Here is a 14,926-nt window from a genome sequence, read left to right as displayed (position 1 = left end):
CATGTACGTCGCGGACAGTCGCGGCACCCCCGCGCCCGCCGTGACCCCCGAGCCGCAGGCCGTCGCCCCGGGCATCAGCCCGGGGCGACGCGCCGCGCTCGGGCCCACGGTCCTCGCCCTCGGCACGGTCAGCCTGATCACCGACGTCTCCTCCGAGATGGTCACGGCCGTGCTGCCGCTCTACCTCGTCGCCGGACTGGGGCTCACCCCCCTCGGCTTCGGGCTCCTCGACGGCCTCTACAACGGCGTCAGCGCCCTGGTCCGGCTCGCCGGCGGCCATCTCGGCGACCGCCTCGGCCGGCACAAGGCCCTCGCGGGCATCGGCTACGGGCTGTCCGCCCTGTGCAAGCCGCTGCTGCTGCTCGCACACACCCTGCCCGCCATCGGGGCGGTGCTCGCCCTCGACCGCACCGGCAAGGGGCTGCGCACCGCGCCCCGCGACGCCCTCATCTCGCTGGCCGCCGCTCCCGCCGAACGCGGCCGGGCCTTCGGCGTGCACCGGGCCATGGACACGGCGGGCGCGCTCATCGGGCCCCTGTTGGCGTTCCTCATCCTGCGCGGCGCCGCCGACGGCTACGACGCCGTCTTCACCGTGAGCGCCTGCGTGGCCGCCCTCGGCGTGCTGGTCCTGGTGCTCTTCGTACCCGGCCGCAGGATTCCGCCGGCCGCCGACGCGGCCCCCGTCTCCCTGGCGGCGTCCGTCGGGCTGCTGCGCGGCCCCGGCCTGCGCCGCATCACCCTCGCCGCGCTGCTCCTCGGCCTGTGCACCGTCAGCGACGCCTTCGTCTTCCTGCTGCTCCAGCGGGCCGGGCAGATCCCCGACCGCTGGTTCGCGCTGCTGCCGCTGGGCACCGCTGCCGCGTTCTTCCTCCTCGCCCTGCCCTTGGGCCGGCTCGCCGACCGTGTCGGGCGCCGCCGCGTCTTCCTCGGCGGTCACCTCGCGCTGCTCGTCGCCTACGGCCTGCTGCTGACCGGCGGCTCGCACCCCGCGCTGCCGTACGCGGTGCTCCTGCTGCACGGCGCGTTCTACGCGGCCACCGACGGGGTGCTGATGGCCGCGGCGGCCGCCGTCGTCCCGGGCGAGCACCGCGGGGGCGGTCTCGCCCTCGTCCAGACCGGGCAGGCACTCGCCCGGTTCGCCGCCTCCCTGGGGTTCGGCGCCGCCTGGACCGTGTGGGGCGCCCGCCCCGCGCTGGCCGTGGCCGCCGTCCTGCTGGCCGTCGCGCTCGCCGGGTGCGCGCGGCTCTACCCCGCCGGAACAGACGCCGGAACGGAAGCCGAAGCAGCCGCCGACGCCGACTGAACCCCGCCGCCTCGAATCCCCCCGTGTGCCCGAAAGGCCCCCATGACCCTCCAACGCCGGATCCTGATCCTCGTCACCGCCGTCGTGCTGCTCGCCGCCGTGGGGGTGCTCGCCTTCGCACGGGCCTCTTCGCGGGCGGATGAGAAGAACCAGGCCCGGCCGGGAGGCCCCGAAGTCACCCGGGGCGAGGTCTCTTTGAACCCTGCGGACGGCGGGCCGCGGATCGTCTTCCGGAACATGGCGTGGGGCCCGCACCGCGACGAACTCGTCACCGTCCCGGACGGCGCACCCGGCGGCCCCCGTGCCGCCTCCGGCGTGAGTTGCCTGCGCTTCCACTCCGCGGCGGGCACCGGGATCTGCCTCCAGGCCGAGAAGGGCGGGGTCCAGGAGCAGTACCGAGCGGTCGTGCTGGACGCCCACCTGAAGGAGGTCACGGCGCGCCCGCTCGCCGGGATACCCACCCGGGCCCGCGTCTCGCCCGGCGGGCACCTCGTCGCTTGGACCGTGTTCGTCGGCGGGGACTCGTACGCCGGTACGAACTTCTCCACCCGGACCTCGCTGCTCGACCTGCGCACCGGCCGCTACGACGCCTCGCTGGAGGACTTCACCCTCGTCAAGGACGGCGCGCCCTACCGGAACGCCGACGTCAATTTCTGGGGGGTCACCTTCGCCGCCGACGAGCGGACCTTCTACGCGACGCTCGCGACCGGCGGCCGGACCTACCTGGTCCGCGGTGACCTCACCGCGCGCACGGTCACCACGCTCCGCGAGAACCTCGAATGCCCCTCCCTGTCACCCGACGGGACGAGGCTGGTGTTCAAGAAGCGGGTGCCGGGCCTGTCCGCCGACGCGCCGTGGCGGCTCTACGCCTTGGACCTGGCCTCGATGAAGGAGACCCCGCTCGCCGAGCAGCGCAGCGTGGACGACCAGGTGGTGTGGAAGGACGACCGGACCGTCGTCTACTCACTGCCCGGCGACTTCGGCGCCGACCTCTACGCCCTGCCCGCCGACGGCACGGGCGCCCCGGCCCCGCTGATGACGTCGGCCCTCGCACCGGCCTTCCTCGGCGGATAGCCGGGAGGGTCGGGGGCGAGGGCCGACGGAACGGGAGCGCCGCGTCGAACGCAGGACCGTTACGCCGGGACCAGCGTCTTGCGCCGGCGCCTGCGCGGCGCCGCCGGCGCCAGCCGCAGCTCGATGATCGAGCGGACCGTCGGCCACTCCTCGTCGAGGATCGAGTAGAAGGCCGTGCTGCGCACCGCGCCGTCCAGCCCCCTGGAATGGGCGCGGCGCACCCCTTCACAGGTGAAGCCGAGACGTTCCATCGCGGCCCGCGAGCGTCCGTTGCGGGCGTCCGCACGCAACGAGACACGACGCACGCCCCAGGTCTCGAAGGCGTGGCGGAGCATGAGCAGCTTCGCCTCGGTGTTGATGCCGGTGCCCTGGGCCTGCGGAGACAGCCAGGTATTGCCGATCTCGGTGGCGTCGGGGACGGCCGTCGCCGGATCGCCGAACGGGACCCCCGGCACGGCCGGCCACACGAGCGGCCCCTGCCAGTAATCGAGTTCCAGGAACCGGGTCGAACCGACGACCCGCCCGTCGGTGGCTCTGACCACCGCGAACGGGAGGGATCGCCCGGCCGCCTGATCGGCGAGCGCGCGGTCGATGTACTCGTGGGACGCCTGCACCCCGTGCGGCACGGGAGTGAAGGCGTACGTCGTACGATCCTCGGCACCGGCCACGGCCAGGGCCTCGGTGTGGTGGGGGGCGAGGGGCTCCAGCCGCACGGAGCGGCCGGCGAGGAGTACGGGTACGGGCACGGAGCCTTCGGTCCTTCTGGGCGGTGGGGTGGTTGCACAGTCTGCGCTCCTGACGTCACCCCCCGCGCAAAACGCGGGTGAAAGGCAACGGGCTGTCAGGTGAACGCGAGTGGCTCAATGTAGCCCCTTAATGTGCTCCCATGAACCCCCAAAATGGCAACGCCGCGACGATGTTTTTCGACGACTTCGGTCCCCGGGGCGCGGAGGTCGTGCTCCTGGTCCACGGACACCCCTTCAACCGCACGATGTGGGCTCCCCAGGCCACCGCGCTGGCCGCCGCCGGCTACCGGGTGATCACCCCTGACCTGCGGGGATACGGGGAAAATCCGGCACGCCCGGGCACCACGCCGTTCGCCGCGTTCGCGGACGACCTCGTCGCCCTCCTCGACCACCTGGACATCGAACAGGCGGTCGTCGGCGGTGTGAGCATGGGCGGTCAGATCGCGATGGAACTCCGGTTGCGCCACCCGGGTCGGGTGCGGGGCCTCGTCCTCTCCGACACCTCCCCGGTTCCGGAGACGGAGGACGGCAAGAGGTTCCGACGCGAGCTCGCCGAGCGGCTTCTCACCGAGGGCATGAAGCCGTACGCCGACGAGGTCATCGACAAGATGCTCGCGCCCTACAACGTCACCGCGATGCCCGAGACGGCCGGCTCCGTCCTGGCGATGATGTGCGCCACCGACCCCGAGGGCGCGGCAGCCGCCCTGCGCGGCCGGGCCGAGCGGCCCGACTACCGTCCCGCGCTCGCCGCACTGCCCGCTTCCGTGCCGTGCCTGGTCCTGGTCGGCGCGGACGACGTCTACACCCCTGTGGCGGACGCCGAGGCCCTGCACGCCCTCGTCCCGCACTCCCGGCTCGTGGTGATCGACCGCGCCGGACACCTGCCGGGTGTGGAGCGCCCGGAGGCTTTCAACCGGGCGGTGCTGGACTTCCTCGCGGACGGCCGGAACGGACGGCAAGTGGCCCGCTGAAACGCCGCTCGACTGGCCCACCGGAACGGACCAGTGGGCTGGTCCAATGATCAGGTGACCCTACGCTTCCTGCCCCCGCCCGGAGTGCCGCGCCGACTGGCCGCCGCGCAGCTGGGCAATTCCGTCGGAGACGGCGCCTACTACGTGTGCTCGGCGCTCTACTTCACCCGGATCGTGGGCCTCTCGCCCGCCCAGATCGGCCTCGGTCTCACCGTGGCCTGGGCCGTCGGCTCCGTCGCCGGCGTGCCGCTCGGGGCCTTCGCCGACCGGCGGGGTCCGCGCGGCACCTCGGTGCTCCTCGCCCTGGCCACCGCCGCCTCGGTCGCCTCCTTCCTGGTCATCCGGTCCTTCTGGGCGTTCCTGCTCGCGGTGGTCTGCTACGCCACCGCCCAGTGCGGGCTCGCCGCCGCCCGTCAGGCGCTGCTCGCCGGAGTGGTCGCGCCCGGCGAGCGGACCGGGGTACTGGCCCACCTCCAGGCCGTGCTCAACGGCGGGCTCGCCGTCGGCGCCGCCCTGGGCGGTCTCGCGCTGGGCGCCGGCACGGAGCGGGCCTACCTCGCGGTGTTCACGCTGGACGCGGCGAGTTTCCTGTTGTGCGCCGCCTTCCTGCTGCGGCTGCCCGCGGTGGCACCCGTACCGGGGCGGGCGGCGGGCGAACCGCGGCTCGCGGTGCTCCGCGACCGGCCGTACGCCCTGGTCACCCTGCTGAACGCGGTACTGCTGCTGCGGATGCCGCTGCTGAGCCTGGCGATCCCGCTGTGGATCGTGGAGCGCACCAGCGCACCCGGCTGGCTGGTGTCGGCACTGTTCGTCCTCAACACCGCGGCGGTGATGCTGTTCCAGGTGCGCGTGGCCCGTCCGGTGACGGGGTTGGACAGCGCGGGCCGGGCCGTACGCCGCTCCGGGCTGGTGACGGCCGCCTCGTGCGCGGTGTTCGCCCTCTCCGCGCTGCCGGGGGCGGGGTGGGCCGCGGCGCTGCTGCTCGTGGCGGGCGCCGTGCTCCAGGTCGACGCCGAGATGCGCCAGTCCGCCGGGTCCTGGCAGATCGGCTTCTCGCTGGCCCCCGCCGAGCGGATCGGCCAGTACCAGGGGTTCTTCGGTACGGGGGTGCCCGTCGCCCGCACCCTGGGACCGCTGTTGCTGACCTCGCTGCTCCTGCTGTGGGGGATACCCGGTTGGCTGCTGCTCGGCGCGGTACTGCTGGGCGCGTCGTACGCCATGGGCCCCGCGGTGCGCCGGGCCGGGACGGTCCGCCGGGGGAGCGGGCCCCGGGAGGCCGTCGTACCGGGGTGAGGTCCTCCGGGAGACGGCCGCCTGAGATCATCGCCGGATGGAGAAGACCGCGGGCGCTGCCGGTATGGAGGACGTGCTGGATCGGCTGGGCGCCGTCGGGCCGTTCTTCCGCGTGCCGCACGGCGAGGAGCCGCCCGGGCCGGGCTTCCGGCCGATGGCCGAGCTGTACGGCGAGCCGCTCGGGCCCTACGTCGCCGAGATCGGCAGGCGGCTCGGCGGCGGGCCGGGCCGGGTGGCCGCCTCGACCGCGCAGTTCGGCATCGCCTCACGGCTGTGGTCGCTCGGGCTGGGGTGCGCGGCGCTGTCGGGGCGCGTGCCGGACCTGGGCCCGGACCGCGTGTGGTGGCGGCTGCCCCAAGCGGGCTCCCTGGAGCTGTGGCTGCCGTGTCCCGACCCCGGCGCCCGGCCCGCCGAGGCCCTCGGCGAGAGCGTGCCCGGCCACCTCGAAGTCCTGGACGCGCGGCTGCGCGAGGGATTCGGGGTATCGCCCCGGGTGCTGCGCGGGAACTCGGCGTCGGCGCTGGTGGGGGCCCTTCGCGTACTGATGGACCGGGTACCGGGAGGCGCGGCGGTACGGCTCGCCGAGGCCCTGCTCGCCGACGCCGGCCCGCTCGGCGGGACGGGGACCTTCGTCCACGAGGAGGGCCTCGGGGTGGCCTTCGTCCGCCGTAGCTGCTGCCTCTACTACCGCGTCCCCGGCGGCGGCCTCTGCGGGGACTGCGTCCTGCGGACGAGATGACGTGGCGAGCTCGGGGGTGCGGCGGCGCCGCACCCCCGAGCTACCGGGGCCGGGAGACCTAGAAGGTCAGGTTCCAGGCGTCGATCTTGCCCGTGTCGGAAGCGGCGTTGTCGTTGACGCGCAGCTTCCAGGTGCCGTTCGCGACCTCCGAGGAGGCGTCCACGGTGTAGGTCTGGGCGATGTTGTCGGTGCTGCCGCCGGCGTGGTTGTGCAGGGTGTAGACCGTGCCGTCGGGCGCCACCAGGTCGACCTTCAGGTCACCGATGTAGGTGTGCTTGATGTCCACGCCCACCTTGAGGGTGGCCGGGGCGTTGCCGGTCACGCCCGAGACGGTGATCGGGCTCTCCACGGTCGCGTTGTCGTTGATGGCGAAGTCCCCGAGGTTCTCGAAGTACTTGCCGGGCGGCGGGGTGGTCCCGACCGCCTTCAGAGCGTCGACCTGTCCCTCGCCGAAGAACGAGTTGTTGGCCGTGGTGCCCGTGCAGCGGCTGTCCGAGGGGCAGGCGGTGTCGTTGGCCTGGGCGGCCAGCTTGGCGCGGATCTGCGCCGGGGTGATGCCCGGGTTGGCGCTGGCGATGAGCGCCGCCACACCGACCACGTGCGGGGTGGCCATCGAGGTGCCGCTCTTGGTGCCGTAGCCCCCGCCCGGGACCGTGGAGTACACGTTGCTGCCCGGCGCCGCGACGTCGATGACGCCCTGACCGTAGTTGGAGAACGACGCCTTGGTGACGCCGGTGCCGTTGGCCGCGACCGTGACCACGCCCGGCAGCTCGGTCGGGATGTCCAGACAGGCGTTGGTGATGGTGCGGGTGACCGGCGTCGAGTCGTTCGGGCTCGCGGAGTCGGTCGTCTTGTGGGCGAGGTCGTAGTCCTCGTTGCCCGCGGCGGCGATCTGGAGCGAGCCCTTGCCCTCGGCGTACTCCTGTGCGCGCTTGACGCCCTCGATGATGGCGGCCTGGTCGATGTTGTCCGGGCAGTTGAACTGCCACGGGTCCGTGTAGTAGCTGTTGTTGGTGACCTTGAAGCCGTGGTCACCGGCCCACACGAAGCCGCAGATGGTGTTCTCGGCGAAGAAGAACGAGTTGCCCGGCTCGGCGACCCGGACCGCGGAGATCTTCACACCGGGGGCCACGCCGACGACGCCCTTGCCGTTCTTGGCCGCCGCGATGGTGCCCGCGACGTGCGTGCCGTGGGTGTCCACGTCCCGCCAGGCGCCCGAACGGGTGTCGGGCTTGCCGTAGGCGCAGGAGACCGAGTCGGCGGCGTTGAAGTTGGGCGCGAGGTCCTGGTGCTGGTCGTCCACGCCGGTGTCCAGGATGCCGACCTTGACGGAGGCGGAGCCCGGGTTCACGGCCCACGCCTGGTCGGCCTTGATCTGGCTCATGTCGGCCCGGACCGGCTCGCCGGCCGGGGTCGAGACCTGGGTCGGGTTGGCGGGCAGCGCCGGGTTGTAGGCGTCGGCCGGGACGTCGGAGGTACGGGTGGCGCCGACCTGCTGCACGCCCGCGACGCCGCGCATCGTGGCGGCGAAGCCGCCGGACGCCGAGTGGGCGACGATCACGCCGATGGAGTCGAAGGCGGAGAAGACGGTGCCGCCGTTGGCCGTGATGGCCGAGCGGACCGCCGAGCTGTCACCGGGAGCGGTGATGACGAGGTAGGCGCGCGTGCCGGCAACCCAGGTCGCACTCTGGGAAGCCGGCGCGGCGGCCGGGGCGTGGGCCTTGGCGGCCGGCGTGGGGGAGGGGCCGACGGGGAGCGTGCCCGCGAGCGCGCCGGGAGCGCCGAACGCGAGGGCGGCGCCGAGGGCGGCGGCCAGCACCAGCGTGCGTCGAGGTCGGCCGGATATGTGGGGTATCAATGCGTCCTCCGAAGACGGCCCGGCGGTGCTGGTGGCACCGGCCGGGCCGTACGAAACGAGTGGTGGACGCAAGATGTCAGACACGTGCCCCTGTGCGGAAGTACCTTTCGGCGCGCGACCGTTCCGAGGGGCATGGCTGAAAATCGACGGTTACGGAGGAGGGAGGGGAGCCGGCCGGGCCGGGCACCGTGGGGGCGAACCCCGTCCGGCCGGTCCCGGTTTCAGGCAGGCACGCCGTCCTTGCCGAGCCCGCTCTGGACTGGGACGGGCGCGGGCGGCTCGCCCGGCAGCGGCGCGTGCCCGTCCTCGGTCGGCGCGTTCTCGTCGAACGGCAGCCGTCCGGAAAGCACTTCGGCCGCGCGGGTGTGGTCGAACTCCTTGGTCCACGTCCCGATGAGCACCGTGGCGATCGCGTTGCCCGCGAAGTTCGTCATCGCCCGCGCCTCGCTCATGAAGCGGTCGATGCCCACAATCAGGCCCACTCCGTCGACCAGTTCCGGCCGGTGGGACTGGAGGCCGCCGGCCAACGTGGCGAGGCCCGCGCCGGTCACCCCGGCCGCGCCCTTCGAGGCCACGATCATGAACAGCAGCAGTGAGATCTGCTCACCCAGCGCGAGGGGTTTGTCCATCGCCTCGGCGACGTACAGCGAGGACATCGTCAGGTAGATCGCGGTCCCGTCCAGGTTGAAGGAGTAGCCCGTCGGCACCGTGATGCCGACCACCGGACGGGAGACGCCGACGTGTTCCATCTTCGCGATCAGCCGCGGCAGCGCCGACTCCGACGAGGAGGTGGACAGGATCAGCAGGAACTCCCGGCCGAGGTAGCGCAGCAGGGCGAACACGCTGATCCCCGTACACAGCCGCAGCAGCGTCCCGAGGACCACGAAGACGAACAGCAGGCAGGTGACATAGAAGCCGATCATGATGACGGCCAGTGATTTCAGCGCGTCGACGCCCGTCGCCCCGACCACCGCGGCGATGGCGCCGAAGGCGCCCACCGGCGCCGCCCACATGATCATGGCGAGCACCCGGAACACCAACTTCTGCAGGTGCCCGATCCCGCGCAGCAGCGGTTCCCCGGCCGTTCCCATGGCCTGGAGCGCGAACCCGCAGAGCAGCGCCACCAGCAGGGTCTGCAGCACCTGGCCCCCGGTGAAGGCGGACACCAGCGTCGTCGGGACGATGCCCAGCAGGAACTCCGGGGTGCTCTGCGCCCCGCCCGCCTTCGCCTGTGCCTCACCGGCGTGCCGCGCCGCCTCGGTCAGGTGCAGTCCGCTGCCCGGCTCCAGCAGGTTCCCCACCAGCAATCCGATGGCCAGGGCCACCGTGGACATCACCATGAAGTAGCCGAGGGCCAGACCGCCGACCGCGCCCACCTTCGCGGCCTTGCGCACCGAGCCGATGCCCAGCACGATCGTGCAGAAGATCACGGGCGAGATCATCATCTTGATGAGGTTCACGAAGCCGGTGCCCAACGGCTTCAGTTCGACGGCCACGCCGGGGGCGGCGAAGCCGACGGCGATGCCGAGCAGCACCGCGGCGATCACCGCGATGTAGAGATAGTGGGTCTTGTCGCGCCTGGCGGCCACGATGCCTCCTGGTGGTGAATGCGTTCCGGGAGACCATCGCCCACCCTGTGACCCCGGTCACCGTTGCGTTCATTGAGTTCACGGCGGGGTGCACACTGAACGGCATGTTCCGCCTCCCCCGACCACCCCGCAGCCTCGCCGGACAGCTCTTCGCCATGCAGGTGCTGCTGGTCGCCGTCGTCGTCGCGGGGTGCGCGGTCTTCGCCTACGCGAGCGCCCGCGGCCAGGCCGAGGACGCCGCCCGGCGCCAGGCCGGGGCCGTGGCCAGGGCCGTCGCCGACTCGCCCTCCGTCCGGGAGGCGGTACGGGGCGCCGGGCGCGGGAGCGACCCCTCGGCCACCCTCCAGCCCTACGCGCAGCGGGTCCGCGCCGACTCGGGCGTGGACTTCGTGACGATCATGGCGCCGGATGGGCGGCGCTGGACCCACCCCGACCCCCGGCGCATCGGTGAGCCCTTCCTCGGCAACACCGCCCCCGCCCTTCGCGGGGAGACGTTCAGCGAGACCTACACCGGCACCCTCGGCCCGTCCATCCGCGTGGTCACCCCGCTGCTTGACGACGATCGGGTCGTCGGCATGGTCAGCGCGGGCATCACCGTCCGGGCGATCAGCGCCCGTCTCGGCCGGCAGCTCACCGCCCTCGCCTGGGTCGCGGCCCTCGCCCTCGCCCTCGGCGGCGTCGGAACGTACGTCGTCAACGCCCGGCTGCGCCGGCACACCCACGGCATGAACGCCGCGGAACTCAGTCGGATGTACGACTACCACCAGGCGGCCCTGCACGGCGTCCGCGAGGGGTTGCTGATGCTGGACGGCCGGCGCAGGATCACCCTGATCAACGACGCCGGGCGCGAGCTGCTGGGCCTGTCCGGGGAGGTGCGGGGCACCGGCGCCGCCGACCTCGGACTGCCCGCGCCGCTCACCGGCGCCCTGCTCGCCGACCGGCCCCGGGTGGACGAGGTGCACCTGACCGCCGACCGACTGCTCGTGGTCAACAGTTCACCGGTCGCGGGCGGCGGCCGTCGCGGCACCGTGGTCACCCTGCGGGACCACACCGAACTCCAGGCTCTGACGGGCGAGTTGGACCACGAGCGGGGGTTCACCCAGGCGCTGCGCTCCCAGGCCCACGAGGCCGCCAACCGCCTGCACACGGTGGTTTCCCTGATCGGGCTCGGCCGGGTGGACGAGGCGGTGGAGTTCGCCACGGCCGAACTGGAACTGGCCCAGGCCCTCACCGACGAGGTGGTCACAGCCGTCGGGGAGCCGGTGTTGGTGGCGCTGTTGCTCGGCAAGGTGGCGCAGGCCAACGAGCGCGGCGTCGAGCTGGTCGTCACCCCGGACAGCAGTGGAGTCGACGGCGGGCTCGCGACCCCGCCGGCCCGGGACCTCGTGACCGTGCTCGGCAACCTGGTCGACAACGCGGTGGACGCCCTGACCGGGGTCCCGGGCGGGCGTGTCGCGGTCACGGTCCGCGCGGACGGCGGGGAACTGCTGATCCGCGTCGCGGACAACGGGCCGGGCCTGCCGGAGGGCGCCGGGGCGGACGTCTTCCGGCGCGGCTGGTCCGGCAAGGGCGAGGGGCGCGGGCTCGGCCTCGCCCTGGTCCGCCAGGTCGCGCACCGCCACGGCGGGACGGCGCGGGCCGCGACGGGACCCGAGGGCGGGGCGGTCTTCACCGTCACGCTGCCCGTGGCCGTGCCCCCGCCCGGGGCCGGTGCCGTGACCACGGCAGGGACCCGACCCAGGGCCGAGACCCCGCCCGTTCCCGGGAGCCGGCCCGAGGCCGGGTCCCCCGTCGTGGCGGAGCGGCCGTGAGCGCCGTCGAGGACGTGCGGGTGTTGGTCGTCGAGGACGACCCCGTGGTGGCCGACGCGCACGCGATGTACGTCGGCCGGGTGCCCGGTTTCACCGCCGTCGGCGTGGCCCGCTCGCTGGCCGAGGCCACCCGCGTCCTGGAGCGGACCCCCGTCGATCTGCTGCTGCTCGACCTCGCCCTCCCCGACGGCAACGGGTTGCGCTTCGCCCGCGGGCTGCGGGCCGCCGGGCACCCCGTCGACGTGATCGTGGTGACCTCCGCGCGGGACCTGGCCGTCGTCCGCGAGAGCGTCTCGCTGGGCGTGGTCCAGTACGTCTTGAAGCCCTTCGCCTTCCCGACCCTGCGCGAACGGCTGCTGCGCTACGCGGCCTTCCGCGCGACGGCGGGGGAGGCGGCCGGCCAGGGAGACGTCGACCGGGCGCTCGCCGCCCTGCGGGCCCCCGCCCCCGCCGAACTCCCGAAGGGTCTGAGCGCCCCGACCCTGGACCGGGTAGCAGCGCTGCTGAGGGCGGCCCCGGACGGGTTGACCGCGGCCGGTGCCGCCGAGGCGGCCGGGATCTCGCGGATCACCGCCCGCCGCTACCTCGAACACCTGGTGGACACCGGCCGCGCGGACCGCACCCCCCGGTACGGACAGGTCGGCCGGCCCGAACTGCACTACCGCTGGCTGGCGGCGGCCGGTTCGACGTCGAAGGTGTAGAACGCGCGGTGGTCGAGCATGTCGGCCGGGGTCACGTTGTTCCACGGCCGCATGGTGTCGTGCAGGTCCACCACGTTCGGCGTGCCGGCCGCCGGCAGATACGGGGACTGCGGGTGGCGGGCCTGCCATTCGGCCCACAGCTTGTCGATGTAGGCGTGGTGCAGCCAGAACACCGGGTCGTTGGGGGACACCCCGGTGGCCATCTGGCCGCCGACCCACACGTGCACCCGGTTGTGCAGGTTGGCGCCGCGCCAGCCCTCCAGGTTGTTGCGGAAACCGTTCGAGGAGCTGTTCCAGGGGGCGGCGTCGTACACCGGCATGGCGAGGACGGCCTCGACCTCGGCCTTGGTCGGCAGCTGGGCGACGCCCTCGCCGAGGGCCCGCCGCAGGTACGCGCGACCGTCCACCCGCACGTTCAACTCCCACTTGCCCGCCGCGTACGCGAACGGCCCGTCCATGACCTGCCCGTCGCGGGCCCGGCCGGTGCCGCCGAGGAAGTCGGCGGCCCAGAGGGAGGCGCGGGGCGTGCGGTCCGCGGTCCAGTCCCAGTAAGGGAGCGAAACGCTTTTGTCCACCGCTTGCAGCGCCGCCTCGAATTCGAGCAGGAACCGGCGGTGCCAGGGGAGGAAGGAGGGCGAGCGGTGGCCGACGCGGTCGCCCGCGTCGGTGTCCCCCATGATGAAGCCGTTGTGGGTGGTGACGAAGTGGTCGTAGCGGCCGGTGCGCTTGAGTTCGAGCAGCGCGTTGGTGAAGGCGCGCTTCTCCTCGGCGGTGAGCGCGGCCTGGTTCTTGCGGACGGTCATCACATGCCACCCATCGGGACGAGGGCGGCGCCCTGGAGATCGCGCACGGCTGCGCGGGCGAGCGCGAGCGGGTCGGTAAACGTCTCGTAGTGGTTGACGACGCTGATCCAGGTGCCGTCGGCGTTCTGCATCACGTGCAGTTCGCGGCCGTCTATGCGGACGTCGGGCAGCCCGGCCGAGTGGTGGCCGCCGTGGTGGGCGCCTCCGGTCGCCGGGGTGATCTGGATACGACGGCCCTGGTAGACCTCGTCGGCGGCGCCGGCGGATATCGCGGCGCGGGAGTCGGTACCGGCGGCGTACGCGGTGGCGCCGGCGAGGCCGAGGACGGTGAGTGCGCCGGCGGTGGTGCCCAGAGCCTGCCTGCGGGTGATTCTGTTCATGGACGAAGAACTACCAGCGCGGCGGGACCAGTTGACCGCTATCCGGACATCGGCCGACAAGTTGCACATAAAACGAATGGGGCGATTCTCCCGTGGCGACCGGCGGGAGGGGCCTGCACAGGAAGATCCGCTCCGAAAAGCCTACTCGCCGGTAATTATTGCGGCGATGTCGCCTAGGCATGAACGGGGTCACAGCGGCGACTCGGCCGGAAGATATGACACCCACCCAGCCCGAATCGGCCTCTTCTGTCACTTATAGTCCCGATATGGCTCTTCATGAGATGAAGGACGCACACGCCGACGACGCCGAAACGGACGTGTTCGCGTCCGCCCTCAGCGGCCAGGTCCTCCCCAAGCACCGGATGCCCGACGACCACTCGCCCACCGAGGTGGTCTACGAACTGCTGCGCAACGAACTCCTCCTCGACGGCAACGCCGCCCAGAACCTGGCGACGTTCTGCACCACCTGGTCCGACGACGGCGTCCACCGCCTGATGAACCAGTGCCTCGACAAGAACATGATCGACAAGGACGAGTACCCGCAGACCGCCGAGATCGAGGCCCGCTGCATCAGCATCCTCGCCGACCTGTGGAACGCGCCACCCGGCGGCGCCGCCACCGGCTGCTCCACCACCGGTTCCAGCGAGGCCGCCATGCTCGGCGGCCTCGCCCTTAAATGGCGCTGGCGCACCCGACGGCAAGCCGCGGGTCTGCCCGCCGACCGGCCCAACCTCGTCTGCGGGCCGGTCCAGGTCTGCTGGGAGAAGTTCGCCCGCTACTTCGACGTGGAACTCCGTCAGGTCCCCCTGGAACCAGGGGCGACGGGGCTGCGCCCCCACCAGCTCGCCGCCTACGTCGACGAGAACACGATCGGCGTCGTCGCCATCCTCGGCGTCACCTACACCTGCGTCTACGAGCCCGTCGCCGAGATCGCCGCCGCACTCGACCGCATCCAGGCCGAGCGGGGCTGGGACGTTCCGATCCACGTGGACGCCGCCAGCGGCGGCTTCGTCGCGCCGTTCCTCCACCCCGACGTCGTATGGGACTTCACCCTGCCGCGCGTGGCCTCCGTCAACGCCTCCGGGCACAAGTACGGGCTGGCGCCCCTCGGCGTCGGATGGATCGTGTGGCGCACCGCGGACCTGCTCCCCGACGAACTCGTCTTCGACGTGGACTACCTGGGCGGTGACATGCCGACCTTCGCCCTCAACTTCTCGCGCCCCGGCGGCGAGGTCATCGCCCAGTACTACCTCTTCCTGCGCCTGGGGCGCGGCGGCTACCGGCGCGTCCACCAGGCATGCGCCGACACCGCCCGGTACCTCGCCCGGGAGATCGAGGCACTCGGCCCCTTCACCCTGCTCTACGACGGCCAGGGCGCGCTGCCCGCCGTCTCGTACACGCTCACCGACCCCGAGGACGCCGGGTTCAACCTCTACGACCTCTCCGACCGGCTGCGGACCCGCGGGTGGCAGGTGCCCTCGTACCCGCTGCCGGCCGACCGCGGCGACACGGTCATCCAGCGCGTCCTGATCCGCCACGGGGTGACCCGGGACCAGATCGCCCTGCTCGTCCGGGACCTGGAACGGTGCGTGGCACAGCTGAAGGCCGCCCCCCGCGCCGTCCCCGCGGGGGAGGCCCGCTCGGGGTTCCACCACTGA

General features: G+C 72.8%; 13 protein-coding genes. 8 read left to right on the top strand and 5 right to left on the bottom strand.

Annotated features, from left to right (window positions below):
* The first annotated feature begins 1 nt into the window (after position 1).
* On the top strand, positions 2-1,303 hold the full coding sequence (locus ABZ934_RS01395) for an MFS transporter (protein WP_361307284.1): 1,302 nt from the start codon (positions 2-4) through the stop codon (positions 1,301-1,303).
* A gap of 42 nt (positions 1,304-1,345) precedes the next feature.
* Positions 1,346-2,377, top strand: a complete 1,032-nt coding sequence (locus tag ABZ934_RS01390) for a hypothetical protein (RefSeq protein WP_361307282.1) — start codon at positions 1,346-1,348, stop codon at positions 2,375-2,377.
* 59 nt (positions 2,378-2,436) lie between these two features.
* On the opposite strand, the gene ABZ934_RS01385 is transcribed toward ABZ934_RS01390, so the two are convergent.
* The gene (locus ABZ934_RS01385) at positions 2,437-3,123 is read right to left on the bottom strand and encodes a GNAT family protein (RefSeq protein WP_361307280.1); all 687 of its coding nucleotides are present in this window, start codon (positions 3,121-3,123) and stop codon (positions 2,437-2,439) included.
* Positions 3,124-3,263: 140 nt separating this feature from the next.
* Here ABZ934_RS01385 and ABZ934_RS01380 point away from each other — a divergent pair, with 140 nt between their 5' ends.
* Genes ABZ934_RS01380 through ABZ934_RS01370 form a run of 3 tightly spaced genes read left to right on the top strand, consistent with a single transcriptional unit; the run spans position 3,264 to position 6,126 of the window.
* On the top strand, positions 3,264-4,094 hold the full coding sequence (locus ABZ934_RS01380) for an alpha/beta fold hydrolase (RefSeq protein ID WP_361307278.1): 831 nt from the start codon (positions 3,264-3,266) through the stop codon (positions 4,092-4,094).
* 54 nt (positions 4,095-4,148) lie between these two features.
* On the top strand, positions 4,149-5,387 hold the full coding sequence (locus ABZ934_RS01375) for an MFS transporter (RefSeq protein ID WP_361307276.1): 1,239 nt from the start codon (positions 4,149-4,151) through the stop codon (positions 5,385-5,387).
* 37 nt (positions 5,388-5,424) lie between these two features.
* Positions 5,425-6,126, top strand: a complete 702-nt coding sequence (locus tag ABZ934_RS01370; protein ID WP_361307274.1) for a (2Fe-2S)-binding protein — start codon at positions 5,425-5,427, stop codon at positions 6,124-6,126.
* A 58-nt stretch (positions 6,127-6,184) separates the two neighbouring features.
* On the opposite strand, the gene ABZ934_RS01365 is transcribed toward ABZ934_RS01370, so the two are convergent.
* Together ABZ934_RS01365 and ABZ934_RS01360 are read right to left on the bottom strand one after the other, a co-directional pair.
* Entirely contained in the window at positions 6,185-7,945 is a 1,761-nt protein-coding gene (locus tag ABZ934_RS01365; RefSeq protein WP_361308655.1) for a S8 family serine peptidase, read from the bottom strand.
* Positions 7,946-8,205: 260 nt separating this feature from the next.
* The gene (locus ABZ934_RS01360) at positions 8,206-9,573 is read right to left on the bottom strand and encodes a cation:dicarboxylase symporter family transporter (RefSeq protein WP_361307272.1); all 1,368 of its coding nucleotides are present in this window, start codon (positions 9,571-9,573) and stop codon (positions 8,206-8,208) included.
* 104 nt (positions 9,574-9,677) lie between these two features.
* Between ABZ934_RS01360 and ABZ934_RS01355 the strand changes: the two genes are divergently transcribed.
* Together ABZ934_RS01355 and ABZ934_RS01350 are read left to right on the top strand one after the other, a co-directional pair.
* Complete coding sequence (locus tag ABZ934_RS01355) at positions 9,678-11,384, top strand: sensor histidine kinase (RefSeq protein WP_361307270.1); 1,707 nt, start codon at positions 9,678-9,680, stop codon at positions 11,382-11,384.
* Positions 11,381-12,085, top strand: a complete 705-nt coding sequence (locus ABZ934_RS01350) for a response regulator (RefSeq protein ID WP_361307268.1) — start codon at positions 11,381-11,383, stop codon at positions 12,083-12,085. Before ABZ934_RS01355 ends, ABZ934_RS01350 begins: the two co-directional genes overlap by 4 nt.
* On the opposite strand, the gene ABZ934_RS01345 is transcribed toward ABZ934_RS01350, so the two are convergent.
* The gene (locus ABZ934_RS01345) at positions 12,043-12,888 is read right to left on the bottom strand and encodes a tyrosinase family protein (RefSeq protein WP_361307266.1); all 846 of its coding nucleotides are present in this window, start codon (positions 12,886-12,888) and stop codon (positions 12,043-12,045) included. The genes ABZ934_RS01350 and ABZ934_RS01345 overlap by 43 nt on opposite strands.
* Positions 12,888-13,268, bottom strand: a complete 381-nt coding sequence (locus tag ABZ934_RS01340) for a tyrosinase cofactor (RefSeq protein ID WP_361307264.1) — start codon at positions 13,266-13,268, stop codon at positions 12,888-12,890. The genes ABZ934_RS01345 and ABZ934_RS01340 overlap by 1 nt, the downstream gene beginning before the upstream one ends.
* A gap of 266 nt (positions 13,269-13,534) precedes the next feature.
* On the opposite strand from ABZ934_RS01340, the gene ABZ934_RS01335 reads away from it, so the two are divergent.
* Positions 13,535-14,926 carry a glutamate decarboxylase gene (locus tag ABZ934_RS01335; RefSeq protein ID WP_361307262.1) on the top strand — a complete coding sequence of 464 codons (1,392 nt, stop codon included), beginning with the start codon at positions 13,535-13,537 and terminating at the stop codon, positions 14,924-14,926.

The sequence above is a fragment of the Streptomyces sp. NPDC046557 genome (assembly GCF_040645975.1).
Taxonomy (GTDB): Bacteria; Actinomycetota; Actinomycetes; order Streptomycetales; family Streptomycetaceae; genus Streptomyces.
The sequence above is the reverse complement of the archived record's forward strand: the minus strand, read 5'-3'. Positions and strand labels throughout refer to the sequence as shown.

Excerpts from the sequence above, each read along its gene's own strand:
- ABZ934_RS01335 (WP_361307262.1), top strand. The coding sequence starts at position 13,535 with ATGGCTCTTCATGAGATGAAGGACGCACACGCCGACGACGCCGAAACG.
- ABZ934_RS01390 (WP_361307282.1), top strand. The coding sequence starts at position 1,346 with ATGACCCTCCAACGCCGGATCCTGATCCTCGTCACCGCCGTCGTGCTG.
- ABZ934_RS01395 (WP_361307284.1), top strand. The coding sequence starts at position 2 with ATGTACGTCGCGGACAGTCGCGGCACCCCCGCGCCCGCCGTGACCCCC.
- ABZ934_RS01345 (WP_361307266.1), bottom strand. The coding sequence starts at position 12,888 with ATGACCGTCCGCAAGAACCAGGCCGCGCTCACCGCCGAGGAGAAGCGC.
- ABZ934_RS01340 (WP_361307264.1), bottom strand. The coding sequence starts at position 13,268 with ATGAACAGAATCACCCGCAGGCAGGCTCTGGGCACCACCGCCGGCGCA.
- ABZ934_RS01370 (WP_361307274.1), top strand. The coding sequence starts at position 5,425 with ATGGAGAAGACCGCGGGCGCTGCCGGTATGGAGGACGTGCTGGATCGG.
- ABZ934_RS01355 (WP_361307270.1), top strand. The coding sequence starts at position 9,678 with ATGTTCCGCCTCCCCCGACCACCCCGCAGCCTCGCCGGACAGCTCTTC.
- ABZ934_RS01380 (WP_361307278.1), top strand. The coding sequence starts at position 3,264 with ATGAACCCCCAAAATGGCAACGCCGCGACGATGTTTTTCGACGACTTC.